This window comes from Halobacillus salinus (assembly GCF_004684905.1).
Taxonomy (GTDB): Bacteria; Bacillota; Bacilli; order Bacillales; family Halobacillaceae; genus Halobacillus; species Halobacillus salinus.
In genome coordinates this window covers 154,774-180,581 of sequence record NZ_SRJC01000004.1, presented here as the reverse complement: position 1 = coordinate 180,581, position 25,808 = coordinate 154,774, and the positions used below count along the sequence as shown (strand labels likewise).

Genomic DNA, 25,808 nt, shown 5'->3' with positions numbered 1-25,808 from the left:
GAAGAAATCCCCTTTATTGCACGTTGAAATATCGTGCTTCCGGGTGGGCGAATACCATCGCCGTCACAGAAGCTTCTGGTTCCATCATGCATTCCTCTGTCAATTCAATCCCGATATCCTCCGGTTGAATCAATTGGAACAATTTCTGTTGATCCTCAAGCTCCGGACAGGCTGGATATCCGAATGAAAAGCGCTGACCTTGGTACTTCGCCGAAAAACGCTCTTGCATCGTGAAGTCGGTAGGATCAGGGAACCCCCATTTATCACGCATCTGCTGGTGCACTTTTTCGGCCAAGCCTTCTGCTGTTTCTAACGCCAACGCCTGCAGGGCATGACTCGCCAAATAATCTCCGTTTTCCTTCAGCTTCACTGCCCGCTCCCGAATTCCTTTTCCAGCTGTCACCGCGAAGAACCCGACATAGTCCATCTCTCCGCTGGCTACCGGCTTCAAATAGTCGGCTAGACACAAATACGGCTCTTTCGGCTGACGAGGAAACGTAAACCGCTCCACCACTTCGCCATACGGATCATAAATCAACACATCATCCCCGTCCGACTGTGCCGGAAAGAATTGATACATCGCAGACGGCTGAATCCAAGCTTCTGTCTTCGCTTTCTCAAGCAGACCGTCCACGACTTCATTCAGTCGCACCGCCTTCTCATTTCCTTCCTCCAACAGCTTCTGAAAACGCCCCTTCAGCCCGAGATGATGTCCAATCAGCATTTGCTTATTGATATAAGGCTCCACGTGCGCCACCGGATGATTCCGGATCAAGTGCCTCTCCAAATCCTTCGGTGTAAAAATTTGTGACGCTCCTACGGTAGATTTCGGCTTAACGGCTACAGCTGTCTGACTGTCTGTCGTCTCTGCCCGTCTGCTGATACGTTCTTGTGCCTCTTGCTGTTTAGAAGCATGCGCATCAAGAAACGCCTCACGCTCTTGTCCGCTCAATTGATTGGAGATCGCCAAGCCATCCATCGCATCCTTTGCATAGAGGACAGGCCCTTCGTATTCAGGAGAGATCTTCGTATTCGTGAATTTCCGTGACAACGCAGCCCCACCAACGAGGATCGGGAGGGATATGTTCTGCTGCTTCAAATCTTGAGCAGTCAGCACCATCTGCTGCGCTGATTTCACTAATAGACCGGACAGTCCGATGATATCCGGCTGTTCTTTCTCAATCGTCTGGATCAATTCGTTCGGCGTGACTTTTATGCCAAGGTCGACGACTTCGAATCCGTTGTTACTCAGGATGATTTCGACCAAGTTCTTGCCGATATCATGAACATCCCCTTTAACAGTCGCAAGCAGCACCTTGCCTTTTTTATTTGAAGCGTCGCTTGCTTCCATGTGCGGTTCCAAAAAGGCGACGGATGCTTTCATGACTTCGGCACTTTGCAGGACTTCTGCCACAATGAGTTGGTTGTCATTGAACAAGCGCCCAACTTCCGTCATGCCATCCATTAACGGACCGTTGATGATGGAGAGCGGCGTATCATAGGATTCCAACGCTTTTTCAAGGTCCGGAATCAAGCCTTCCTTTGTACCTTCCACCACGTAGTGGGCGAGGCGTTCCTCAAGTGTCATCGTGGAAGTTGGCACATGTGTCTCTTTCTTCTTCCCGCGGTAGAATGCGGTGAAGGTGGCAAGAGACTCGTCGGTCGTCTCAAACAGGAGTCGCTCCGCTAAGGCGACTTCGTCTGCTGATATCGATGCAAAGCGCTCGAGTTTTTCGGTATTTACGATGGCGTAGTCGAGCCCTGCTTTCGTGCAGTGGTACAAATAAACGGCATTCAGTACTTCCCGGCCGACAGGAGGGAGGCCGAAGGAGACGTTACTCACACCAAGGATTGTCTGGCATTCCGGTAACTGTTCTTTGATTATCCGGATGCCTTCGACAGTCGCTTCAGCAGAACCGATATACTGCTCATCGCCTGTGCCGACTGGGAAGACGAGAGGGTCGAAGATGATATCGGAAGCGTCGAGTCCGTAGGTGTTAACCAGTAAATCGTGTGAACGCTTGGCAATTTCAAGCTTCCGATCTGCTGTAACACCCATGCCTTCTTCATCGATGGTGCCGACGACCACGGCTGCACCGTAGCGCTTCACAAGGGGCAGGACCTCTTGAAAACGTTCCTCACCATCTTCCAAGTTAATCGAATTGATGATGACTTTCCCTTGAGAATATTTCAGGGCTGTCTCAATGACTTCGACGTCGGTGGAGTCGATCATCAAGGGTACTTTCACTTTGTTGACGACCTGTTTCATAAAGGCTTCCATATCCGAGCGCTCATCGCTGTCAGGATCAGCTAGACAAATATCGATGACCTGGGCACTCTTTTTCACTTGCGCACGCGCAATCTCTGACGCCTCTTCGATTTTATCATCCCGAATCAGGCGCTTGAACTTACGCGATCCGATGACATTGGTACGTTCGCCGACGAGAATGGGACGGCGGTCCGGGTCATCGTATAAAAGTGGTTCGATTCCTGAAACAGCATGAGCGTGTGTGGCAGGTGCTTGTCGTGGAGAGTATCCTTGAACCGCTTCCTTGATGGCCCTGATATGGTCAGGCGTGGTTCCGCAGCAGCCGCCGACAACGTTCAGCCAACCTTTTTCCGCAAAACCGCTGATCTTCGTAGCAAGGGATTCCGGAGTTTCATGGTAATTTCCTTCTTCATCAGGAAGACCTGCATTAGGATAACAACTGACATTCGTCGTCGCGAGTTCCGACAAGGACCGTAGATGATCCCGCATGAATTCAGGACCTGTCGCACAATTCAAACCGACGACAAGAGGATTCATGTGTTCCAGGGACAGATAAAAGGCTTCAATAGATTGCCCCGCAAGCGTGGTCCCCATCGGTTCAATCGTTCCCGATACAATGAGGGGTAGGGAGAAGCCGAGTGTTTCTTCCGCACGCTTTATTCCGACATAGGCAGCCTTCACGTTCAGCATGTCCTGAGACGTCTCCAACAGAAGTAGATCGACGCCGCCTTTCATCAGACCACGAGCTTGTTCTTCATAACCGTCAGAAAGTGCATCAAACGTCGTCCCGCCAGTTACAGATAACGTTTTCGTCGTAGGACCCATCGCTCCAGCGACGAAGCGAGGATTGTCATCTGTTGAAAAACGGGCAGCAGAACGCTTGGCGATTTTCGCAGCCTCGATATTGATCTCTTCTGCCAGGTGACCAAGCTCATACTCATCTAACACGAGGTTCGTCGCACCGAAGGTATTCGTCTCGATAATGTCGGCGCCAGCTTCTAAGTACGCATCGTGGATATGGTCCAGTACATGCGGAGCGGTCAGGTTCAAGTATTCGTTACAACCATCATAAGCTTCCCCGCCAAAATCCTCGGGCGTCAAATCCGCCTGCTGGAGCATCGTTCCCATCGCACCATCTAAAACGAGGATCCTCTCTTTTAATTGTGCTTCAAGTGACGTGGATGCCATTCGTCATCTTCCTTTCCAGCTCGGTTTTCTCGTTGATATAGTTCGTTAACTCCAAGGTCATTTCATATCTCAGGAACGGCGTAATTAAATAGATGCCGTTGAACAAGTCCATGGCAGCGTCAATCAGTGACTTTGCAATCGCGATGCCTTCCGTTTGCGACTGTTCCCGGTCGCCATTCACCTCTGCCATACGGGCTAGAATGGAGGGATTCAAGCTCATACCAGGCACTTCATTATGAAGGAACTCCGCGTTTTTTAATCCGGTAAGGGGCATGACCCCTATATAGATTGGTGCTTCAATATGCTTTGTTGCTTCATAGACTTCGAGCATCTGAGCCTCGTTGAATACGGGTTGGCTGATGAAGTAATCAGCTCCGTATGTGATCTTTTTCTCCATTCGTCCAACGGCTCGGTTCAGGTTTCTTACATTCGGGTTGAATGCCGCGGCAACAGAAAAGTTGGTGCTTGCGCCAAGCGGTTTCCCGGATAAGGATAGTCCTTTGTTCATTTGTTTGATGTAATGAATCAGATCAAAGGATGATAGATCATAGACGGACGTCGCCCCAGGGAAATCACCGATCTTGGTCGGGTCGCCTGTAACCGCCAATACTTCCTGGATGCCGAGGGTGTGCAGTCCCATCAGGTGAGATTGCAAGCCTACGAGATTCCGGTCGCGACAAGCGATATGGATAAGAGGGTCGATTCCGTGATTCTGTTTAAGTAATGCTCCCATTGCTGCATTGCTGATGCGCGGGGAAGCGAGCGAATTATCAGCAAGGGTAATCGAATCGACGCCTGCTTCATGTAAGGCTTTTGCTCCTTCGAAAAAACGATCCGTGTTCAATTTCTTAGGGGGGTCGAGTTCTACAATCACAGACCGCTGCTTCTTGACGACTTCATGCAGGCGAGGCGGCTCATCTTCGTTTCGCTCGGAAACAATCGTCGGTTCCGGGTGTCTCAGTACTTGTTTTTCTGTGATGGGGGAGAGGCCTTTGACTTGATCCGCAATTGCTTTGATATGCTCAGGAGTCGTACCACAGCAGCCACCGATCAAACGAGCTCCTTGTTCATACAGCTCTTGAGCACTTTTTTGAAAGTACTCAGGAGCAGTAGAGTAGACGAGGCGTCCTTCTTGAAATCCTGGCAAACTCGCATTCGGATAGGCAGATAACACGGCTTTTTCTGGTAGGGGAACCTCCTCAAGCGACTGGATCATATGGTACGGTCCGAGACGGCAGTTGACGCCGACGACATCGGCTCCTGCTTGTTCTACTTGATGAAGGGCATCGGCAAGGGCGGTTCCGTCCTGCAACACGCCTGGTTCGTGAGTGGAGACGTGCGCAATGATCGGAAGGTCGGTTTCTTTTCTAGCAATCTCTACTACAGCAACCAGTTCTTCCAAGTCGTAATAGGTTTCAAGTAGCAGTCCATCCACCTCTTCGAAAAGAAAACAGTAGAGTTGTTCCCGGAAGCAGCGCTTCACTTCTTCTAAGGAGACGGTCTGCTTCTGGATACCGCGCAGACCGCCAATGGTTCCTACTACATACTGATCACCAGTTGTCGCTTGTTTAGCTAGCTTCACTGCTGCAGTATTGATGGTCTTCACTTGGTCCTCTAACCCGTATCGGGACAGCTTGTTGTAATTGGCCCCGTAGGTGTTGGTCTGGATGACGTCTGCGCCTGCTTCGACGTAAGCTTTGTGCACGCTCAGTACCTCATCCGAATGGGACAAGTTCAACTCTTCAAAGCAGCGGTCGATTCCGTAAGAGTAGAGCAGCGTCCCCATGGCGCCGTCGCCGATCAATACCTTCTCCTGTAATGCCTCACGTAATTTCACGTTTTACCCTCCCGTCTAAAAACAGATGGCGTGTCTGGATACTGTGCAGAGCTTGTTTGAAGTCTTCGATTAAATCTTTTGGATGTTCGAGCCCGACAGACAACCGTAGCAATCCGTCTGTGATCCCGCGTTTTTCCCGTTCTTCCTGAGGCATAGATGCGTGAGACATCGCTTTGGGGTAGGAAAGAATCGACTCTACCGCCCCTAGACTGACAGCGAAGACCGGTACTTCGGCTCGCTGTGTAAATGTGCGTACAGCTTCTTCATCTTTCAATTGGAAGGAGAGCACAGCGCCGGGACCTTCTGCTTGATAACGGTGCGTCGGGTGTCCTGGATGCGTGGAGAATCCTGGGAAGTAGACTTGTTCTACAGCCGGGTGTCTCGCTAAAAACGTCGCTACTTCTTCCGCGGTTCGTTGTGATTGTTCGAGACGGCAATGAAGTGTTTTCAACCCTCGCAACACGAGCCAACAATCGTGCGGTCCAAGAATGGACCCGAAGGAATTTTGTAAAAAGCCGAGTTTCTCCCCAAGTGACTGATCATTAGTGACGGCAAGTCCTGCTACGACGTCACTATGACCAGCGATGAATTTCGTTGCACTGTGGAGGACAAGGTCAGCACCGAGGTCGAGCGGACGCTGCAGGGCAGGAGTCATGAACGTATTATCGACAAATGTAAGACAGTCATTCGCTTTCGCGAGTTTCACGACAGCCTGGATGTCCGTGATGTTCAGAACTGGGTTGGAGGGCGTTTCAATATAAAGCAGCTTCGTATTCGGCTGTATCGCTGTAGCAACAGCATTCAAGTCCGTCATATCGACGAACGTATGCTCAATCCCGAAGCGATGCAACACATCATGAATCATCCGGAACGTTCCTCCGTACACATCTTCTGTGATGACGACGTGATCGCCTTGAGACAGAAGCATGAAGGAGGTGGAAATTGCCGCCATGCCGGAAGCGAAAGCGAATCCGTGCGTCCCGTTCTCAAGCTCTGCAATCGTTGTTTCCAATGCTTCTCGCGTCGGGTTGCCGGAGCGGCTGTAATCATACTTCCCTGGTTCGTCAAACGATTGATGATAGGTGGAAGCGTGCTGGACAGGGACACTGACACCACCTGTGGTCGGGTCGAACTTGTGCTCATTATGCAGAAGGCGTGTTTGGAACGTATGGTCAGTCATCGTATCGATTCCTCCTTCGAAATTTGGTCAAGCGTTTGATTAAGATCTCCAATCAGGTCGTCAATATGCTCGATTCCGACAGAAAAACGTAACAGTCGATTGCAAACACCATAGCTGGTGCGAACTTCTTCTGGAATATCCGCATGTGTCTGAGTAGCAGGATAGGTAATGAAGCTTTCTACTCCCCCCAGGCTTTCTGCGAAACGGATAACCTCAAGCTTCCGCAGGAAAGGATCAATCCAGTCTTCAGAGCGTAACCGGAACGAGAGCATGCCACCTTTTCCGGGATATAGAACGTCAGTGATCGCAGGATGACGCTCGAGATATTCCGCAACAGCCTTGGCATTCGCTTCGTGTTGCTTCATTCGGAGAGGGAGTGTCTTCATACCTCTCATCAATAGCCACGAGTCAAAAGGGGAGAGGACGGCGCCGGATGTATTCTGGTGAAACCCGATCCGCTCACAGAGAAATTCCCCTTTAGCTACCACTAAGCCGGCAAGAACGTCATTGTGACCACCTAAGTATTTCGTCGCGCTGTGGATTACCAAGTCCGCGCCTTCTGTAATCGGTTGTTGAAGGAAGGGGGTATAGAGTGTGTTGTCGACAATGACATGGATGTTGTTAGCCTTCGCTATGGGAACGATCCCACCTAAATCCACAACCTGCATCAGCGGATTTGTAGGGGTTTCCACATATATAGCTTTCGTGCGTTCATTGATCAGGGACTCAAGCGGCGCATCTCCATTCCAATAATGAAATACAAGGCCATATTTTTTGGCGAACTCTTCAAAAAGTCGGTAAGTCCCTCCGTATAAATCCTCGGATACAATCAGTTCATCGCCTCGTTCGAATAGGGAGAGCACCGTGTGGATCGCAGCCATTCCAGAGCTGAACGCAAACCCTTGATCCCCTTTTTCAATCGATGCAATCGACTCCTCCAAAATCGTGCGTGTCGGGTTGCCGGTCCTAGTGTAATCATATCCAGTGGATTCACCGAGTCCTTCGCGGCGGTAAGGTGTTGAGAAATAGACAGGAGGGTTGATAGCTCCGTTTGGGTCATGGTTATGGTTTCCTGTCTGAACAAATTGCGTATCCGTATGAGGCGACATCTTGCATGCTCCTTTCATTCCTTGAGTAATACTTTAATGCATTAAAAAAAGCCTTCTATAAGAAGAAGGCTTTGGGTTTATATCTGCGCTTCTTCTTATCTTTCAAGTTGACGATTCAACTTGCTGGAGTTAGCACCTTTCTGGTCAAACCAGTGGTTGCTGAAGCTTCGACGGGCCAGTCCCTCAGCTTCTCTTGATAAGAATGTCGTGTTCCATTCAATTTTTGGTAAATCTTTTTCCTAACTCTACACTATGTTGAGAGCTTTGACAATATGAAAAACTAAATTTTCTAAAAAATCACGCACTTAATAGAAGGTGGGAGGCACCTTCTGTTGTGTATCTGCCGTTATGAGATTTGTGAGGCGGGAAAAGGTTAGAGAGCAGGCGTCTCTCGGACGAAATGCACACTAGAATTGGTTGTTTTGTCAGTTAGAAGCCGTATCAATGACATTTCAGTAGAGTTTGATGCTCAAAATGGTAGAGAGAAGAGTGCTCTCTGCCATCTTGAATGCAAAATTACGAGTAATTGGCAGAGATAAATCTCTTAGTGGCAGATTCCCAGATTGAACGCGATGATTTTCAACTGGGCAGCAATAGTGGCGATCCAAATGAGCTGGCTTGCAGAGAAAGCAGTGTACCACGTCTTTTTCAGTCGATCGCGTTTTCGGAAAAAGTAGAGAACAGCTGGCACGGTGGTCAGACTGAAAAGGATCGGAAGACCTAAGAAGCCTTTATATTCGTTCATCCATAAATAGTCGTTCACTAGTGGGATGATAATCGTAGGTGTATTGATGATGGAGATGAAGTAGAAGCCGATCGCCCAGGAGACAATCACTGTGAACATCAATAGAAAAAGGGGAAAGGATTTCAAGCAGACAACTCCCTCGCACGTTAATCCCGATAAAGTTTATCGGTTTAATGGTATCTTACGTGCGAGGGAGGGAAATGTCAACGTTATCCATAGTTTTTCTGGTGTTCTTTTTTCTTCTTCAAATACTCTTCGTCTTCCCGTGCTTTGATCCATTTTTCTTCAAAAATTTCCGCAGACTTCGCTTTTTCTTCATCGATGTCCCTGTCGTTGATCTCTCCGTTTTCATCGTACTTCTTCCCGCCTTTGTAATTGGCATAGCGGCGGGAGCGGGTATAGCCCATTTGCAGAAACTTACGAGCCATATCCATCCCGACGAAATCATCTTTTTTCTTATAGTCGAGGAACATGTCATAAATTTTCTCCGACGACTCTTTTGCAATGTCTGGTGTTTTGAAGCGCCAGTGGGGAAGGATCTCACTTTTGTACGGTTCGACCATCAGCACGCCTTGCTCGCCGCGCCCAACACGGTACAGGTCAGGGTTCTCCCGGAAATCGGTATTTTTAAAATCCATATCGTAATCAAAGCTCATCCTGTTCCTCCATTCTCACCGAACATATTTAGACCGAGGTCTTGTGCAAGCTTCTTGATCAATGCACCTCCAGCTGTGCTGTTCCCTTTTTCATCTATGGCAGGGCCGACAACGCCGATGCCCATCCGTCCGGGGATCGCACCAATGATGCTTCCGGAAACACCACTCTTACAAGGGAATCCGGCTTCCACAGCATAGTGACCGGAGGAGTTGTACATGCCGGAGGTCATCATGATCGCCTTGACGGTCCTCAAGTGATTAGAGGGAATCAAGCGTTCATTAGACCGGGGCGAACGACCACCACGAGCTAGGAAGAGCCCGACCCTCGCAAAGTCATCGCAGCACATCATCACCGAATTCATACGGTAGTAAAGATCGAGTGCTTCTTCTACATCTGTCACGAGCGTACCCGTGCTGTGCATGAAGTAAGCAAGCGCACGGTTCCGGGATCCGTTCGCCCGTTCCGCTTCATAAACATCCTCACTCATATCAAGCTTCTCGTTATCGGTAATCTCTCTCAAAAATTCGAGGTAGCGGTTAAAACGATTCTCTGGACTTTGCCCTTTGATCATTGCGCTGACTGCGATCGCTCCTGCGTTGATCATCGGGTTGAATGGCTTGGTTGTGTCATAGGATTCGAGCTGGCTGATCGAATTGAAGAAATCGCCCATCGGCTCCATACCGACCGCATTGAATACACGCTCTTTGCCGAAATCCTGCAAAGCGAGCATCAGACCGATGACTTTGGATGTGCTCTGCATCGGTACAAACTGACGATGTTCCCCGGCTGAGTAACATTCCAAATCTGTCGTGATGACCGAAACGCCGAGGCGGTCCTTCATCGTTTCATCAAAGTTGGGTAAATTCATGTTCACGTTTCCTGATGCCGCAAACGGACGGCTGTCTTCTATAGCTTCTTCTAAGTAAGAAGTAGTCAGTTCTATCATCGTTTCGCCTCCTTGATGATTAAGTTGTACCCCTAAACAATGGGAGACTAACGCGTTTGACAATTCATACCATTTGTTAGATACTATTGTTAAATTAATTTTACCGAGTAAATGGAGTGAACTGATGAAAGATATAAAGCTATTAACAACTCATGCACAACTAAAGGCGTTGAGTGATCCCTTCAGGTCGGAACTGCTTCTACGCCTGATGGAGCAGCCGAGAACAGGGCAGCAGCTATCCGAGATCTTTGAGATGTCTAGAGCCCGTATTCATTACCATCTGAAAGAGTTAGAGAAGAATGAATTAGTGGCAGTCGTTCGTAAGGAAGAGAAAAACGGGATTGTTCAGAAGTTTTATCAATCTGTCTCGAGAGGATTTGTACCAGATCAAAGTATCCTGCCTCATTCAGAGATGACAGAAACGATTCGGACAATGATGATCAGTATGTTGGAGCAGTCCAAACGTCGAATTTTGTCTGCACCAGAAGAGGCGTTGAAAAACGACTCGAGTTCGAAAGACCCGGATGACTGGCATTACCGATCAAGTTCTCATGAAATCCATGCAAGGGAAGAAGACTTTCTAGCATGGCAAAAGAAATTTTCGGCACTGATGGAGGAGTTGGCACAAATACAACGCCCTGATCCAGACCCCGAGGCTAAGCTCTACTATTTCTACATGCTTGGGTTGCAAGTAGATGAAAGTGCATATGAGAAAAGAGAAGAGTCGTAAGATAGACTCTTTTTTTACTAGTCAGTTAAATAAATTTTACCGTGTAAAAAAGTTAAGGAGGCCTACCAAATGGAGCAATCATATCAAGAAGAAGCAGTTGTTGAAGAGTCGTTGTTTAAATCGAAGTCGTTTCTTTTACTGTGGGTGGCGACCGTTGTATCCAGCTTGAGTATGTCGATGTTCATGTTTATCCAATCCTGGTATGTCGTAGAAGGACTGGGGCTTGAGGCTGCGCTTGGTATTGTGTTGATTTGCCTGACGACATCACGGATGGTGTCTATGATCCTTGGAGGCGTGTTCGCTGATAGGAAGAATCCGACGAAGATGATGTTCTTGTCAGATGTATCGAGAGGGGTACTGGCGATCGGGCTTGCGTTTTTATTTTTCATGATGGACGTTCCGATCTGGGTTCTAGCAGTCAATGCAGCTTTATACGGGATGTTTGGTGGACTGTTCGAGCCGGCAAGGGATTCCCTTTTGCCGAAGGTCGTGCAAACGGAACAGCTGACGCGGGCGAATTCTACGATCCAAGGGGCTATCCAGGTTGCGGTGTTTTCAGGACCGTTGTTAGCGGGAGTACTAATCAGTGTGACCAGCTACAGCACTCTCTTTATCATTATTAGTTTGTGTCTGTGTATAGCGGGAATCGGCGTACTTTTTGTGAAAACAAGAGAACAGCATGATGCACAAAGAGAGTCGAGTGCAGCCTTTAAAGAACAGCTGAAGGAAGGATTCCAGTACACTTGGAAAGCTCCTTTACTTAGAGCATTGTTCATCGTCACTATCATCGTAAACTTTTTCATTTCTGGTCCACTCATGATGGGGCTCCCGATTTTTGTTGAGGGGATCTTGAATGGTACTTCCATCGAGTTCAGTTTTGTACAAGGTGGGCTCACGTTCGGTATGATTGCGGGTTCGATTATTATCGGCATCATCAATTTGAAGAAAAAAAGAGGATCTTATGCTTTGTATTTAATCGGGCTTCAGGCGATTGGTATGCTTGTATTCAGTCAGTCGCAGACGATTTGGATGGCTGTTGCCATTATCGTATTCGTAGGTATGCTGATTCCAGCGGTAAATATTCCACTAATTTCGATGATTCAAGCTTATGCGGATTCTGATAAAGTGGGGAGGGTGATGAGTCTGATTCGAACAGGTTCGCTCGGATTGATTCCACTTTCGTATGCGGTGACGTCTTTCATATTGGGACTCGGTGTATCAATCGACGTCATTATGGTGGTCAGTGCTATCCCGTTGATGGCGAGCGTCATCATTCTTTATTTCTCCTTCCCGATATTGAGAAGGGCGGATTAAAATAGTTTTTAGAGCGGTTTTGTTCCAAAGAGTGGATCTCCACGGTGTGGAAAATCGGCCGATTTCCCAATGAAAAAAGGAGAGGGGACACCTCTCCTTTTTTCTCAATCCTGCTTCAAATATCGACGATCCTTCAAGAACAATTTCCAGAACAGAATGAAGCCCGGAATCAGGATTCCGAACCCAATCGCGTACACGACTAGAATCAGCGAGAAGTTCGCATTCGTGAAGCTTTCCTCTACCGTCAAATCCGGAAACACGAGGTATGGCAGGTGTGCGGATCCATAGGCATAAATAGCAAGGCCGTACTGAACGATGATCGCGACCACAGCCAGTCTGGAAATCCCGCGTTGCTCATTCTCCCTTTTGATGAATAGAGCTCCGTATCCAATTAAAAAGGCGATGATGGATAGACCGAACCAAATCCAGTTCGCTTCAATATTCTCGACGATCCATTGCGCTTCGGTTGGGAACGTTCCGATCGTCAACACAGCTATGATGACGGACACTGGCCCAAGCCAAATCGCGTGTTTACGGAACGTATGGTACGCTGCCCAGTTATCTGCTTCCTTTGCATAGTCCATCAAAAAGATAGCGGATATGAATAGTTCAGTCGTCAATCCAAAAGCAACGTGCATATATAACGTCGGGTGCGCCAACAGCTCATTGTATTCAAGGCGTGGGTATTCATTTTCAAAGTCGACGAACCCGCCTAAGGTGATCGGCAGAATACTGACGAGCAATGCGGGCAGGAGTAGCCCGGTCACTCCCGACGTCACTAATAATACATTTCGAAAGCGGTCGGCATGGTGTTCGAATACCATGAAGGTAGTCCTTACGGTGAGCAAAAACAGTCCCAAGGCAACGGGAACTAATAGGATACTCGCAAGTAAGGTCGTTGCGAACGGGAAAAAGGTGATGACCGATACAACAAGGATAACCATGAATACGTTCGTCACTTCCCAGGCAGGAGACAGGAACCGGTTGGCGATGATCGAAGCGTTTGTCTGGCTGTTTTTCCCGTACACCATTCCCCAGAACCCCGCTCCGAAATCGAGTGATCCGAGCATCGCGTAGACGAACAGAATGCTCCACAGAATGGTAATGGCGATTGAAGATGCTTCCATGATCAGCTCTCTCCTTTCGCTAAGTCCAGGCTGACTGGATTCCGTTTGAAGTAGAATTTCAGAATGAACGCAGTCGCAAAAATCAACGTGACGTAAAGTGTGATGAACAGGACAAACAAGAACCCGACGCTGTTTGAATGCGTGGCTGCTTCACCTGTCCTCAGTACATCTGTAATCGTCCACGGTTGACGACCGATACAACTGAAACACCAGCCTGCCTCAATGCCAATCATTCCGAGTGGTCCTCCTGTAACAAGCAGGGCAAGCAGCCAAGGTGGGTACTCCTTTTTCAAAACGAGTTTCCAGAACAGGGCGAACATCGCGATCACAATCAGGACAGAGCCGACACCGACCATGATGTTGAAGAGAATGTGCACATAAAGAGGCGGCCATAATTCCTCCGGCCATTCGTTCAAGCCTTTGACTTCTGTATCAAAGCGGTCAGCGGCAAGGAAACTTAACGCATAAGGGATTTCAATCGCATACTTCACGCGCTGATCCTCCAATGATGCATACCCTCCGATAGACAACGGTGCATAGCGGGTCGTTTCGAACAACCCTTCCGCTGCTGCTAGTTTCCGAGGATTGTATTCATGCAGCTTCTGAGCCGTTTCGTGCCCATTGATCGCTGTCGCTAAGGACGTAATCAACCCGAAGTAAAGCGCAATAGTAAGAGCTTTCTTATGATAGTTTCTCTCTTCTTTTGAAATGTTTTTCTTCAAAAGGCGGAGCGCAGCAATTGAACCAATAATAAATGCAACCGTCATAAAAGCTGAAAACACGACGTGCAATGCAGATGTGATGAAGCTAGGGTTGAAGAACGCAGCCCACGTATCGACATCGGTGATGCTACCATCCGGAGTGATGCGGAACCCACTCGGTGTGTTCATCCAAGCATGCACATCCGTAATTAAAATAGCGGATGCAATCGCTCCGAGCGCCACAGCGAAAATACTCACTAGTCTTAGCTTCGGAGGGAGGCGGTCCGCTGCATACAAATAAATAGACATAAACACTGCTTCAATCAGAAACGCAAAAATCTCCATTTGGAAAGGAAGGGCGATGACCTGTCCGACGATTTCCATGAAGCTCGGGAACAAGAGCGAAATCATAACCCCGACAATGGTTCCAGAAGCGATGGAAACCGCCAAGATGATGGCGAACCCTTTCGTCCAGCGGCGTGCCATCAGAGCGTAATCGGAATCTTTTTTAATTAAGTAGAGAATCTCGGCAATGATGATCATGACCGGGAGCCCGACGCCGATCGTTGCGTAGATAATGTGAAAACCGAGCGATGAGCCGAAGAGCGCCCTCGCCATCACGACAACATCCATAGTATGTACTCCTCTCTTGGTATGCTTAGCTTATTTTTCCAAGAGAAGGAGGATTTATGCACTTATTTTTGGGCGAGTACCATCCACTCATCAATGGTGAAGGACTCCAGTTTATCGTCTATAGAGAAGTACTGCTTCTCTTTCTTACTTGCCTGGTGGAAAAAGTCGCGCACTTGCTGTTGGGTTTGTTGGTCATCTGTAGTTCGGGTGAGCCAATCGTGAAAAGGGAGTGTTTTCTTTCGTGAGGTTTCTTTGGTGATGGTTAGGCGATGCTCTTCTAAAAGGTTCTTCCACTCCGTGATCTTGAGAGCACGACCATGACTCGCATCCCGCATTTTCTCAAAGGTGTTATAAAAATGGTCGAGCTCATCCTCGGCAGGAGCAACGTTATCGATCATCAAGAATTTGCCGGATGGTTTCAGCACGCGACTCACTTCTTTAATAAATTGCTTCGGATTCGGGAAGTGGTGTGGCGCAATCCGGCAAGTCACTGCATCAAATGATCCACCGAGAAAAGGAAGTTCCTCAGCATCCGCTACTACGTAATGAATGTTGTTGAGACCTTTGAGGTGCGTGGCTGTATTTTGAAGCATTTCTATCGTTAGGTCCGTCGCAAACACTGTCCCGGCAGAGCGGCTCAGCTCTTTCGCCACATGCCCTCCACCCGTCGCAATATCAAGCACTGTCCAGGAATTGTCTGGCTGCAGCCATGCTGTGATTTGTTCAAGGTCGGATTTTTTGCTGTGCGTTGTACTTGTTACGTACGCGTTGCTGTTTTTTGAGAAGGTTTGGCGTACCTGGTTTTTCTGGTCTTCCGACATGATGATCTCTCCTTTTTCTTCCATTATACCGGAGTGGAGGTGTCGAATTCTCGCGTGATGGGGAAGTCGTCACGGGAGTCGCGCGCAAAACGCGGGAGTCGCGCACAAAACGCGGAAGTCGCGCGCAAATCGTGGAAGTCGCGCGCAAACCGCGGAAGTCGCGCGCAAATTGCGGAAGTCGCGCACAAAATCAAGCAAGCCTTCTATCATGAAGTATAGAACAGTCAATTCCTGGCTAAGATGATAACAAGTTTTTGACAACCCGAACGTTTCGTTATAATATATGAAGAAACTACGTATAGTTTCGTTGACGAGAAGAGTAGGCGATCCGTCCTGTCCTCAGAGAGTCACCAGTTTGCTGAAAGGTGACGGCAGTGGTTTGGCTGAAGATCATCTCCGAGAAGTTCCTCCGAAAGGCATCCGAGTAGGAAGAACCGGCAAGCGGCCGTTATCCGTTTTTACAAAGAGCCGTGCATCTGCACGGAATCTGGGTGGTACCGCGGAAGTAGAATCCGTCCCTGACACATGTTCAGGGGCGGATTTTTTGTTTTTGGTTAGATAAATAAAAAAGGGTAAGAGGTGGAAGCAATGCGCAGTGTTAACACGAAAGAAGCGGCTTTAGACCGCGAAAATCGCGTCAAAGATTACTGGAACGCAGAGAATGTCTTCCGTCGCTCGATGAACGAGCGCGAGGGCGCCGAAACATTTGTATTTTATGAAGGACCGCCGACAGCGAACGGCCTTCCGCACGCAGGTCACGTACTAGGCCGCGTCATCAAGGACTTCGTTGGTCGTTATAAAACGATGCAAGGCTATCAAGTCCTACGTAAAGGTGGCTGGGATACACACGGCCTGCCGGTAGAACTTGAAGTCGAGAAGCAGCTTGGCATTTCCGGTAAGCAGCAAATCGAAGAGTACGGTGTCGAGAAGTTTATCGAGAAGTGTAAAGAAAGTGTCTTCAACTATGAAAAAGAATGGCGTGAATTTACGGAATCGATCGGGTACTGGCTCGACATGGACGATCCTTATGTCACGCTGCAAAACCGCTATATCGAGAGCGTTTGGTACATCCTGAGTGACCTTCACAAGCGTAACCTGCTTTCTAAAGGTCACCGTGTAACGCCTTACTGCCCGAGCTGTCAGACTACACTAAGCTCACACGAAGTAGCGCAAGGGTATGAAGATGTTAAAGACCTTTCAGCAACAGCGAAGTTCAAAGTGAAAGGTACAGAAAATGAATTCTTCCTAGGCTGGACGACAACTCCTTGGACACTTCCAGCGAATGTCACTCTAGCTGTTCACTCTGATCTTGATTACATCAAGGCGAAGAAAGACGGCGAAGTGTACATCGTGGCAGAAGCTCTAGCTGAGAAGAACCTTGGCGAAGAGTACGAAGTCGTCTCCCGTCACAAAGGTAGCGAGTTCGCTAATGTTGAGTACGTTGCACCATTCCCATACGTGAAGCCGGAGCGCGGTCACTTCGTTGTTGAAGCGGACTTCGTAAACGCTGAGAGCGGTACTGGTGTTGTACACATCGCACCTGCTTACGGTGAAGATGACTACAACCTTGTAAAAGAACACAACCTGTCCTTCTTCAACGTAGTAGACGGTCAAGGTCAATATACAGAGGATATCCCTCCATTCGCAGGTCGCTTCGTCAAAGACTGTGACGTCGACATCGTGAAGTACCTGGCGAACGAAGGGCTACTTTTCCATAAAGAAAAATACGAGCACAGCTACCCACACTGCTGGCGTTGTGACTCCCCACTCTTGTATTACGCAATCGAGAGCTGGTTCATTAAGACGACGGAGCTGAAGGACAAATTCCTTGAAAACAACCAGCAAGTCGAATGGCATCCAGGCCACATCAAGGACGGCCGTTTCGGTAACTTCCTTGAGAACATGGTCGATTGGAACATCGGACGTAACCGTTTCTGGGGTACACCGCTGCCGATCTGGATCTGTGATTCCTGTGATCACCAATATGCACCGCACAGCCAAGCTGATCTTCAAGAAAAAGCGATCGGCGATATCGGCGATGTGGAACTGCACAAACCATACGTGGACCGCGTGCAGCTGAAGTGTGAGAAGTGTGAAGGAACGATGGAACGTGTACCTGAAGTAATCGACGTATGGTTCGACAGTGGATCGATGCCGTTTGCTCAGCAGCACTATCCATTTGAAAACAAAGACCAGTTCGAGAAGCAATTCCCGGCTGACGTCATCTGTGAAGGTATCGACCAAACACGTGGATGGTTCTACAGCCTTCTAGCTGTATCGACGCTATTTACAGGCAAAGCACCTTATAAACGCGTGCTTTCAACGGGTCACATCCTGGATGAAGAAGGACGTAAGATGTCCAAGAGTAAAGGGAACGCGCTGAACCCGACGGACCTTGTCAGCAAGTTCGGTGCCGATGCCTTCCGTTGGGCCCTTCTAGCCGACAGTGCACCTTGGAACAACAAACGTTTCTCCGAGCGCGTCGTCATCGAAGCGAAGTCGAAAGTCATCGACACACTTGTGAACACGCACGGTTTCTATACGCTTTACGCAAACATCGACGGATACGAATTCGACCCGAACGATGCAGGCGAGAAGACGTTGCTTGACCGCTGGGTTGTTTCCCGCTTGAACAGTGTAACGGGTGTTGTAGAAGAAGCGCTGAACGACTACGACTTCACAAAAGCTGCAAAAGCACTTGAGAAGTACGTGGATGAGCTAAGTAACTGGTACATCCGCCGTTCCCGTGACCGTTTCTGGGAAGAGGGCATGACGGAATCCAAAAAAGCAGCATACCACACGCTACACGAAGTGCTGAAAGGCTTGAGCCAGCTGATGGCGCCATATACACCGTTCCTAGCAGACGACATCTATCAAAACTTGACGGGCGAAAGCGTACACCTAGCGTTCTTCCCGAAAGTGGACGACCAACTTGTCGACAAACAGCTGGAAGAAGATATGGATGCTGTCCTGCAAGTGGTTGAGCTTGCACGTGGCGTACGTAACACAGAAGAAATCAAGACGAAGCAGCCACTCGCTGAGCTGACAGTTATCCCGGTCAACCCAGTACAAGGCGAAGCGATGGAAAAATACAGCTCGATCATCCGTGATGAGATCAACGTCAAAGAAGTTGTCGTAAAACAGTCTTCTGACGATTTAGTCCGTTACGAAGTGAAGCTGAACTTCCGCGCAGCCGGCCCGGTTCTTGGTAAGAACGTCGGTGTCGTTAAAGGTTACCTTGAAAAGCTGTCCGACGAAGAAGCAGCACAAGTCGTACAAGACGAAAAAGTGGTCGTACCAACTGGCGATGGAGACGTCGAAGTACCGCTTGACCTACTGAACGTCGAGCGCGTTGCCGATGCCGGACTATCGATGGGATCCAACCAAGACTTCCACGTCGTACTGGATACAAACATCACAGAAGAGCTTCGCCTGGAAGGCCTTGCTCGTGAAGTGATCCGTGCAATCCAAGACGATCGTAAACAACAAGACCTGCCAATCGACCTCCGCGTCGACATCACACTTTCTGGTGATGACGATGTGAAGCAAGCGATCCAGCAGAACGAAAGCCTGATCCGTGAAAATGTTCTCGTGAACAACCTGACTGTAGGGGAAGCGGATGAGATGAAGGAGTTCACTGTTGGAGATAGTGTTGTGAAGGTAGCGTTGCAGAAGTAAGAAGTATAAGAAAAGGCCTGAGCTTGAGTGCTCAGGCCTTTTTTATATAGTTTTGTATCTTACGTTTTGAACGAAGATCTTTGTTGAAATGTAAGGTATAGAGTGTTTCTTTGACATTTACTTAGAAAATCAATGTGAAAAGGGAAGAGAGAAGCTGTCTCTCTTCCCTTTTCACCATCAAAGAGACTCAAAACGTCAGACAGTAAGAGCTTCTCTTACATATTAGAGGGTCAACTCGATGAAAATGTCAGATAGAATCTACGCCTCAGACCGAACTGGCGGTCCATACTCCGAAAGGGTCCCATTATCCAAATCATCCACATGTTTATACAAAATCTCATCAATCACCTTCAAATCATCCGCCGTCAACATAAAGTCATCGGCACCTTGCACACCCTCGACCTGAGAAGGCTTGCGAGCACCCCAAAGCGCGACGTCGGCACCAGTGTGGTGGTCGAGCAGCCAGCGTACGGCGAGCTGGATGATGTTGCGGTCTTTTTTAGCTGCAAAATCTTTTAGTTCTTCAACAGCGTCTATTAAATGAGGATACTTGTCTCCCTGGAACAACTCAATGTTGCTGCGTAAGTCATCATCCGGGAACGATGCGTCTTTATCGTATTTACCTGTCAGCATGCCGTGGGCGAGAGATCCCCAGGATAGTGTTGCGATCTCATGATTGCGGCAGTATTCGAACCAGTCGATCAAGTAGCGCTGCAGCATATTCAAGTGCATTTGTGATGTATGAATCGGCGCGTACTTCTGCCATTCATCCATTTGCTCGGGGCTGAAGTTACTGACACCGATAGCGCGAATGCGTCCCTCCTCATAGAATTCTTTCATTTTCTTCGCTGTTTCTTCTATGGAAATATCCGTGTCCGGCCAGTGGATTTGATAGACATCTAGGTAATCAGTTTGCAGGCGATCGAGACTTGCTTCCAATTCTTTCTCGAGGTGCTCTGGGCGGCTGTCTCGATAGTTTCCATCTTCAGTCCAATCGATGCCCGCTTTAGTTGCTAGTACTAAGTCTTCGCGATTCACGTCCATTTCGGAAATGGCCTGCCCGATCAGCTTCTCGGACAATCCTTTTCCGTAGGCTGGTGCTGTATCGATGGTGGTTACGCCTTTTCTAATGGCTTCCTGCACTGTTTCAATCGATTGCTGTTCGTCTGTTCCACCCCAACCTGTTCCGCCGATGGCCCAGGTTCCGAGGGCGATGCGTGTTGCTTCTACGTCACTTTTTCCTAGTTTTATTTTCTTCATAAACTGAATTCCTCCTTACCCTGATAAGATTCCAACATTTATAGAATGGAAAACATTTGAATGTGTAAAATCGTCAGAAATACTTTTATATAAAAGCCGATTATCATAAATATCAATCTAGCTATCTTCGAGAATTCAGTTGAGCTTATGGAACATTTTTGAAATAATATAGTTAGAAAAATCAAACATTTTTGGAGGAGCCTATGAAACTCACAATCTTACATACGAATGATATTCACAGTCGCTTTGAAAACTTCGCAAAGGCGACGACCCTTTTGAAGCAGTACAAACAAGAGGACCCTCTTATCCTCGAAGGGGGAGATTTCGCCGATTGCCGGGCAATCGAATTGCAGGGGACAAAAGGGGAAGCAGCCCTCGATTTACTGGAGCATACAGGCTATGATGCGCTCACAATCGGAAACAATGAAACGTTCAACGGCATGGACACGTTGGAGCATATGTCGCGTACCAGCCGTGTTCCGTTTATCAGTAACAATATTTCCAAGTTGGATCAGTCGGGAATCGATGGTGTGTATCCGAGTATCATCGTTGAAAAGAAAGGAATTCGAATCCTGATCACGGGCTCGTCACCTGACCTCGGTGGGTTCAATGAGGGGCTTGATCTTCATGTGGAAGATTATAAGGAATCGCTCCGTCGTGTGCTGGACCTAAGAAAAGGCGAGTATGACCTCTGCATCGTGCTGAGTCATGTCGGGACCGAAGCAGATGCGGAAATGGCAGAAGCATTCGACGAGGTCGACGTCATTATCTCTGCTCACGACCATCAGCTTTATACAGAAGCGAAGGAGATACATGGGACGATCAACCACAGTGCAGGGAACTTTGCTGAGCATGTAGGTGTGATTGAGTTGGAAAGATCAGAGGAGGGGTGGAGTCTGGTTCAGTCTACCTCTCTAGCTACGGAAGGCGTGGATCCGGATCCAGAAGTATTAGAGATTTTGAAGAAAAACAAAGCGCTCGCTGTCGAGAACCTGAGTCAGCCGCTATATTCTTTGGGGCACCCATTATGGCATGACGTAGTAGAAGAGAATCCTCTTACGAATCTCATTGCTGACGGATTACGCGACATGCTGGAATGTGATTTTGCCATGATCAACAGCGGAATCGCCAATGCAGGGCTTTTCGATTTCGTTTCGAGGAAGAAGTTAATCGAAGTCTGCCCGTCTCCACTCAATCCGACGACGTTTGAGGTCAAAGGGAGTGATATCAGGCAAGCCCTTGAAGAATCACTGGATGCACAAGTTTGCTTAGCCGATGGAAAAGGTCCTGGGTTCCGTGGGAAGTTTGTGGGGAGTCTTCATCTGTCAGGAGCAGAAGTAGTGCACGATGGAAAAGCGGTTCAGCAGGTGACCGTCGGTGGTAATCCGCTGGAAGATGATAAGTGGTACACGGTTGGAAGTTCGGACTACTTGCACCGCGGTTCTGGTTATCCATCGCTTGCGAACAATCGCAACGAGTTTTATCGTCCGGAAGAAATCAAGGATGTCATCGAGATTTATGCAAAGAGTGAAGAATTTGTGGAGTCTGCACGGAAGCCCCGTGTTATTCGAGAAGGTGTCTTACAATAAAATAGAGGGGAATGATCCTATGATGACGTTCGCGGGTGAAAAAGATCGATTTTTCGCTATCTATACGGCAAAGTCTTTTGTATTGATTACGTGTTTTTGGTTGCTCCCGTTCATTATCAACGATGTCACACATAACATATATTTCGTAGGTGTATGGTCAGCGGTTTACTTCTACTTCCTTTTTACGAGTTTTCTTATCATTTTCAATGTTAAATATGAGTTCCAGGATCATCATCTCTACGCACAAGGTGGGCTGTTCAAAAGAAGGATCCCTTATGATGAGGTGTACAGAATCCGGACGACAGCAGACGTCTACTTCGGAGATGATATTCTGCTTACATCCGGGAATGCCATCGAAATCTTTTTCTACAAAAACGGAAAAGAAAAGACTCTTAAAATATCTCCAGAAAACCGGGAAGAGTTCATGAGTATTTTAACCAGTTCGTGTCCTCAGGCAGAGGTAGATATGTACGATATTTCATACAAATAATAGTGTCGATAAAAAAGCATCGTATAAGGCGTCCTTAAAAAAAGGGCGTTTCTTTTTTTATCGATGTGGTAAATAAAGGTTGAAAATATATCTCATAAGATGTAATATTACACTAAAATATTAACGGGGAGGGGAAAGAAGTGTCTTTGTCTGAAGAGAAAAAGTCCGAGGTCTTTGAGGAGCAGCTGCTTACGCTCTGGCGGACAGGTTACGTGACGTCTGAAGAGCTTCACCGGCTCAGGCGGGTAAATAAACAATATGTAGAAGATCGTTTGACGGTGCACGAACCTGTAGAAACCGAACCAGTCCAGCAAGAATCGGTCGAAGAGAAACCTAAAAAAGAACCGAAGCCGAAGAAAGAGAAAAAGGTGAAAACAGCAGCGCAGGTCCGTGAACGAAACATTACATGGACGTTGATTCTAGGTGTCGCTCTTCTATTGATTACCGGTTTAGTCGTTGCAACTAGTCAGTGGGAGCAGATGGGAGCGGGGCTCAAGGTATTCTCGATTTCCTTCGTATCCTTGTTCTTCCTTGCATTGAGTTACGGGACAGGACGATTCTTGAAAATCCATCAGACGGCCTTCGCATTTCTGACGCTCGGGAGCCTACTTATCCCGATTGTCATTGTAGCGATCGGATACTTCGAACTGTTCGGTTCATACCTTTCCTTATTCGGGGAAGGAAGACATGTGCTCGGACTGATGGGGACACTTCTTCCGCTTCCGTTATATGTTCGTCATGCTGTGAAGCACCAATCAAGGTTTTATGTCTGGGTATCTCTCTTGTTTGCCTCGCTGTCTATCGGATTTGCACTGGGAGCTCTCCCATTATCCACAGATGCCTTTTACCTAGGGTTGATGTTGTACAATGCAGCTCTGTTAGTAATGTATGTCCGATATCAAAATCGTTTTAAGCTTTTCATGAAAGAAATTCCATTATATGCACAGTTGAATCTCATTCTATCAACATTGTTGATGCTATTCTTCTATGAAAGTGAAGTCTTCTATAGCTTCAACTTGTTGTTAACAGCGAGCCTGTACATGGCGATGGTCTTCGTGTACAAAACGAAAGAGTACCAGTTCGTGTTCTCTGTCATTCTCGTTTACGCTATCTATCAACTTGTCGAGCATTCGCCGCTCGGGTCGTTAGACTTCGCTGTTTATGCGTCAGCTGGTCTTCTGTATCTCGGGTTTGCTTATGCATTCCGTCATCATTCGTTTGTGGAAAAAGTATTCCGCTATACGAGTGCCTTCGTCTCGCTCTGCGCGTTTCTTTATATTAGTGTCGAGAGCATCTTACTGCGAGGGGAAGTAGGTTCCTGGCTGTTGTTGTTCGCTTATGTGATCATCATGACCAACTATCTCGTTTTATCGAATATTGTCAGGCAAAAAGTGTTCCCATATCTGACGACGCTCTTTTACTTCGTCTCGCTTTGGCAGCTTTGGGAGCTCGTCGAGGTCGGTCCGCTTGTCCTGTTCTTCTTCTATGGAGCAGTAGCGTCGTTTATAGCTGTCGGTTTGCTGTCTAAAACAAAATGGCTGCAGCCTGTTAAGTCCAGCGCTTTCTACTTGTCGATGGTCGCTATGCTCGGAACGCTGACTTATGCGTTGAATGAATTTCAATATGTAAATAGTGCGATGATGCTTCTTACCATCAGTATCCTTGCTTATGTTGTAAAGAAAGTATCGATGCAGCAAGAGATTGTAAAGCCGGCTACTTGGCTGCATCCAGTGGCTCTTTCCTTGGCATCAATGATAGTCTACGAACCGCTTGCTGACCGGTGGGAGTGGATCGGTTTTTCTGTCCATATCGCAGTGACTGGAATCGTGTTGCTATTGATTCACTTGGCTTGGCGAAAAGCAGGGGAGCAGGAGCTATCTAAAGCTAGTTTTTACATCGGTCAGTCTACCTACATTTATGCGATGAGTACGCTCTTATTGAACAACCCGGATGGAGCATTCTCACGTCCGTTATTGTTACTGATCGGTTTGGGGCTGATGTATTGGCTCGTCCATTATTCGAAGCAGACGCCACTTTGGTTGTTCGTTTCCGTTGTTACGCTTTCGTTCTATTTCTCGCTACTCGATTTCTTCGAGCAGATTTCATTCAGTGGATTTACAATCTATGCGACATTTGCTCCGGTTCTATTGCTCGTCTTGGGGGAAGTAGGCAAGCGGAAGTGGCTAGGGATGAAACCTTATTTCTACTGGCTCGGGCATAGTATCCAGCCTCTCGTTCTAGGGCTGATTTACTTGAATCAAACGGCTTCGGATAACGTACATCCCGTTCTTTGGCTCGTTCCGATCGCCGTCTACGGCTTTAGTGCTTGGCAGTCGGAAGCAGAGTGGCAGAAAAAGATGATGCTTTATTTCTCTTTTTCTACGGGACTTCTATTCCTTGCTTCTATCGCTCGCTACTATGAGTGGCTTGAAGATAGTCGCTTCGCGTATAGCTTTCTCGCAACGAGTGTAGCTATGTCGATCCTTTGGCTCTTCGTTACGAATGCCTGGAAAAAGCGGATCGAGTGGTACTTGATTCCATTTTCTATTTTAGGGTTATTTTTCGTCATCGAGACGGGTGCAGCGTTAACGAAAGTAGAGCTGGTTCCGGTGCTTGGATATGTTGGGTTGAATCTATTTTTCATTCACCAGCGTAAATGGTCGGTCGTTGCGTTTGCTCCATTATTGTTGACGATCGATGTGTGGGAAAGTGTGGAATGGAATCAGATGACTAATATCGGTATCGTGGTTGTCTGTGCGGCGGTTCTTCTAGTGCTGGGACGTTTATTCCATCGCTATATGATAACTAGTGCTTATCGTGTAGATGCCTACTCTTGGACGGTACTTGCTTACATCGTGTATCTCTATACGTTGACCGCCGTTCATCTAAATGTGTGGATTAGGGTTCTGCCGCTCGTCCTGTTAGCGGTGTGGCTGATTGTTTGTGCGAAGAAGTGGAGGCGGCCGTACGTGAAGGAAAGCTTCTATACAGGCAGTGCTCTCAGTGGATACGTTGCCTATATCATGGTCTTAAGAGAGTACGCGACGTATATACCGGACTTGATCCAAGCAGAACTTCAAGCGCTGCCGGTGCTCGTCATCCTGGTCTTCTTAAGGAAGATCATATGGAAGTCCTTCGCATCTGTCCTGAATCACATTCAATTTGCAGTTCTCTTGTTACTTGCTGCCTATCTTGTGGTCGATGCCATCCAAAGTCATACCATTTGGGACGCATGGATAATCGGGGGCTTGTCTCTTATTTCGATGATTGTAGGACTTCAGCGGAAAATTAAATCTTACTTCTTCGTCGGTATGGGTGTCTTGATCTTCAATGTCTTGTACCAGACAAGGCCTTACTGGGGCAACATGCCATGGTGGGTGTACTTGCTAGTGGCTGGTTTAGTGTTGATTGGAGTGGCCAGCTACAACGAGTGGCAAAAACAGCGTTCGGACACAGATAAACCGGTGGAGCGTAAGCTGAAAAAACTATGGTTGAATCTTAAAAGCTGGAATTAATAGAAGAAACCAGGCCCCC

Annotated in this window: 17 protein-coding genes, 1 riboswitch and 1 other annotated feature; of the genes, 6 read left to right on the top strand and 11 right to left on the bottom strand. The window is 47.8% G+C overall.

Translation table 11 applies throughout. The features are described from left to right. Positions 1 to 13 precede the first annotated feature (13 nt). From metH to glsA, 7 genes are all read right to left on the bottom strand, one after another. Positions 14 to 3,457, bottom strand: coding sequence for a methionine synthase (gene metH, locus E4663_RS15215; RefSeq protein ID WP_135328257.1), 3,444 nt, complete (start codon positions 3,455 to 3,457; stop codon positions 14 to 16). Continuing rightward, a complete protein-coding gene (locus E4663_RS15210) occupies positions 3,438 to 5,294 on the bottom strand; it encodes a bifunctional homocysteine S-methyltransferase/methylenetetrahydrofolate reductase (RefSeq protein ID WP_135328256.1) in 1,857 nt (618 codons plus the stop codon). Before E4663_RS15210 ends, metH begins: the two co-directional genes overlap by 20 nt. After that, positions 5,281 to 6,474 (bottom strand): cystathionine beta-lyase, encoded by a 1,194-nt coding sequence (metC, locus tag E4663_RS15205; RefSeq protein WP_135328255.1) that lies wholly within the window; start codon positions 6,472 to 6,474, stop codon positions 5,281 to 5,283. Before metC ends, E4663_RS15210 begins: the two co-directional genes overlap by 14 nt. Then, a complete protein-coding gene (locus E4663_RS15200) occupies positions 6,471 to 7,583 on the bottom strand; it encodes a methionine biosynthesis PLP-dependent protein (protein ID WP_135328254.1) in 1,113 nt (370 codons plus the stop codon). Before E4663_RS15200 ends, metC begins: the two co-directional genes overlap by 4 nt. A 92-nt stretch (positions 7,584 to 7,675) precedes the next feature. Continuing rightward, positions 7,676 to 7,786, bottom strand: a riboswitch (SAM riboswitch). A 341-nt stretch (positions 7,787 to 8,127) separates the two neighbouring features. Then, positions 8,128 to 8,454 carry a hypothetical protein gene (locus tag E4663_RS15195; RefSeq protein WP_206663496.1) on the bottom strand — a complete coding sequence of 109 codons (327 nt, stop codon included), beginning with the start codon at positions 8,452 to 8,454 and terminating at the stop codon, positions 8,128 to 8,130. Between the two features lie 83 nt (positions 8,455 to 8,537). Beyond that, on the bottom strand, positions 8,538 to 8,984 hold the full coding sequence (locus tag E4663_RS15190; protein ID WP_135328252.1) for a DUF4385 domain-containing protein: 447 nt from the start codon (positions 8,982 to 8,984) through the stop codon (positions 8,538 to 8,540). Further along, positions 8,981 to 9,931 carry a glutaminase A gene (gene glsA / locus E4663_RS15185; protein WP_135328251.1) on the bottom strand — a complete coding sequence of 317 codons (951 nt, stop codon included), beginning with the start codon at positions 9,929 to 9,931 and terminating at the stop codon, positions 8,981 to 8,983. Before glsA ends, E4663_RS15190 begins: the two co-directional genes overlap by 4 nt. Before the next feature lie 124 nt (positions 9,932 to 10,055). On the opposite strand from glsA, the gene E4663_RS15180 reads away from it, so the two are divergent. After that, positions 10,056 to 10,661 (top strand): ArsR family transcriptional regulator, encoded by a 606-nt coding sequence (locus E4663_RS15180; protein ID WP_079477245.1) that lies wholly within the window; start codon positions 10,056 to 10,058, stop codon positions 10,659 to 10,661. 69 nt (positions 10,662 to 10,730) lie between these two features. Then, positions 10,731 to 11,975, top strand: coding sequence for an MFS transporter (locus E4663_RS15175; RefSeq protein WP_135328250.1), 1,245 nt, complete (start codon positions 10,731 to 10,733; stop codon positions 11,973 to 11,975). Between the two features lie 104 nt (positions 11,976 to 12,079). On the opposite strand, the gene E4663_RS15170 is transcribed toward E4663_RS15175, so the two are convergent. From E4663_RS15170 to E4663_RS15160, 3 genes are all read right to left on the bottom strand, one after another. Further along, the gene (locus E4663_RS15170; RefSeq protein ID WP_079477243.1) at positions 12,080 to 13,102 is read right to left on the bottom strand and encodes a cytochrome d ubiquinol oxidase subunit II; all 1,023 of its coding nucleotides are present in this window, start codon (positions 13,100 to 13,102) and stop codon (positions 12,080 to 12,082) included. A gap of 2 nt (positions 13,103 to 13,104) precedes the next feature. Beyond that, on the bottom strand, positions 13,105 to 14,436 hold the full coding sequence (locus E4663_RS15165) for a cytochrome ubiquinol oxidase subunit I (RefSeq protein WP_135328249.1): 1,332 nt from the start codon (positions 14,434 to 14,436) through the stop codon (positions 13,105 to 13,107). Positions 14,437 to 14,498: 62 nt separating this feature from the next. Further along, positions 14,499 to 15,257, bottom strand: coding sequence for a class I SAM-dependent methyltransferase (locus E4663_RS15160; protein WP_193554855.1), 759 nt, complete (start codon positions 15,255 to 15,257; stop codon positions 14,499 to 14,501). A gap of 298 nt (positions 15,258 to 15,555) precedes the next feature. After that, positions 15,556 to 15,780: a binding site (T-box leader), on the top strand. 65 nt (positions 15,781 to 15,845) lie between these two features. Between E4663_RS15160 and ileS the strand changes: the two genes are divergently transcribed. Then, the gene (ileS, locus tag E4663_RS15155; RefSeq protein ID WP_079477236.1) at positions 15,846 to 18,935 is read left to right on the top strand and encodes an isoleucine--tRNA ligase; all 3,090 of its coding nucleotides are present in this window, start codon (positions 15,846 to 15,848) and stop codon (positions 18,933 to 18,935) included. 258 nt (positions 18,936 to 19,193) lie between these two features. Here ileS and E4663_RS15150 read toward each other — a convergent pair whose 3' ends face one another. Beyond that, complete coding sequence (locus E4663_RS15150; protein WP_135328248.1) at positions 19,194 to 20,195, bottom strand: aldo/keto reductase; 1,002 nt, start codon at positions 20,193 to 20,195, stop codon at positions 19,194 to 19,196. A 203-nt stretch (positions 20,196 to 20,398) separates the two neighbouring features. Here E4663_RS15150 and E4663_RS15145 point away from each other — a divergent pair, with 203 nt between their 5' ends. From E4663_RS15145 to E4663_RS15135, 3 genes are all read left to right on the top strand, one after another. After that, on the top strand, positions 20,399 to 21,784 hold the full coding sequence (locus E4663_RS15145; RefSeq protein ID WP_135328247.1) for a bifunctional metallophosphatase/5'-nucleotidase: 1,386 nt from the start codon (positions 20,399 to 20,401) through the stop codon (positions 21,782 to 21,784). A gap of 19 nt (positions 21,785 to 21,803) precedes the next feature. Further along, entirely contained in the window at positions 21,804 to 22,274 is a 471-nt protein-coding gene (locus E4663_RS15140; protein ID WP_158290515.1) for a PH domain-containing protein, read from the top strand. Between the two features lie 140 nt (positions 22,275 to 22,414). Beyond that, positions 22,415 to 25,789 (top strand): hypothetical protein, encoded by a 3,375-nt coding sequence (locus E4663_RS15135; RefSeq protein WP_135328245.1) that lies wholly within the window; start codon positions 22,415 to 22,417, stop codon positions 25,787 to 25,789. Positions 25,790 to 25,808: the final 19 nt, after the last annotated feature.

Coding starts and splice junctions, on each gene's coding strand:
- metH (WP_135328257.1), bottom strand. CDS start 3,457: ATGGCATCCACGTCACTTGAAGCACAATTAAAAGAGAGGATCCTCGTT.
- metC (WP_135328255.1), bottom strand. CDS start 6,474: ATGACTGACCATACGTTCCAAACACGCCTTCTGCATAATGAGCACAAG.
- E4663_RS15200 (WP_135328254.1), bottom strand. CDS start 7,583: ATGTCGCCTCATACGGATACGCAATTTGTTCAGACAGGAAACCATAAC.
- E4663_RS15190 (WP_135328252.1), bottom strand. CDS start 8,984: ATGAGCTTTGATTACGATATGGATTTTAAAAATACCGATTTCCGGGAG.
- glsA (WP_135328251.1), bottom strand. CDS start 9,931: ATGATAGAACTGACTACTTCTTACTTAGAAGAAGCTATAGAAGACAGC.
- E4663_RS15180 (WP_079477245.1), top strand. CDS start 10,056: ATGAAAGATATAAAGCTATTAACAACTCATGCACAACTAAAGGCGTTG.
- E4663_RS15175 (WP_135328250.1), top strand. CDS start 10,731: ATGGAGCAATCATATCAAGAAGAAGCAGTTGTTGAAGAGTCGTTGTTT.
- E4663_RS15170 (WP_079477243.1), bottom strand. CDS start 13,102: ATGGAAGCATCTTCAATCGCCATTACCATTCTGTGGAGCATTCTGTTC.
- E4663_RS15165 (WP_135328249.1), bottom strand. CDS start 14,436: ATGGATGTTGTCGTGATGGCGAGGGCGCTCTTCGGCTCATCGCTCGGT.
- E4663_RS15160 (WP_193554855.1), bottom strand. CDS start 15,257: ATGTCGGAAGACCAGAAAAACCAGGTACGCCAAACCTTCTCAAAAAAC.
- ileS (WP_079477236.1), top strand. CDS start 15,846: ATGCGCAGTGTTAACACGAAAGAAGCGGCTTTAGACCGCGAAAATCGC.
- E4663_RS15150 (WP_135328248.1), bottom strand. CDS start 20,195: ATGAAGAAAATAAAACTAGGAAAAAGTGACGTAGAAGCAACACGCATC.
- E4663_RS15145 (WP_135328247.1), top strand. CDS start 20,399: ATGAAACTCACAATCTTACATACGAATGATATTCACAGTCGCTTTGAA.
- E4663_RS15140 (WP_158290515.1), top strand. CDS start 21,804: ATGATGACGTTCGCGGGTGAAAAAGATCGATTTTTCGCTATCTATACG.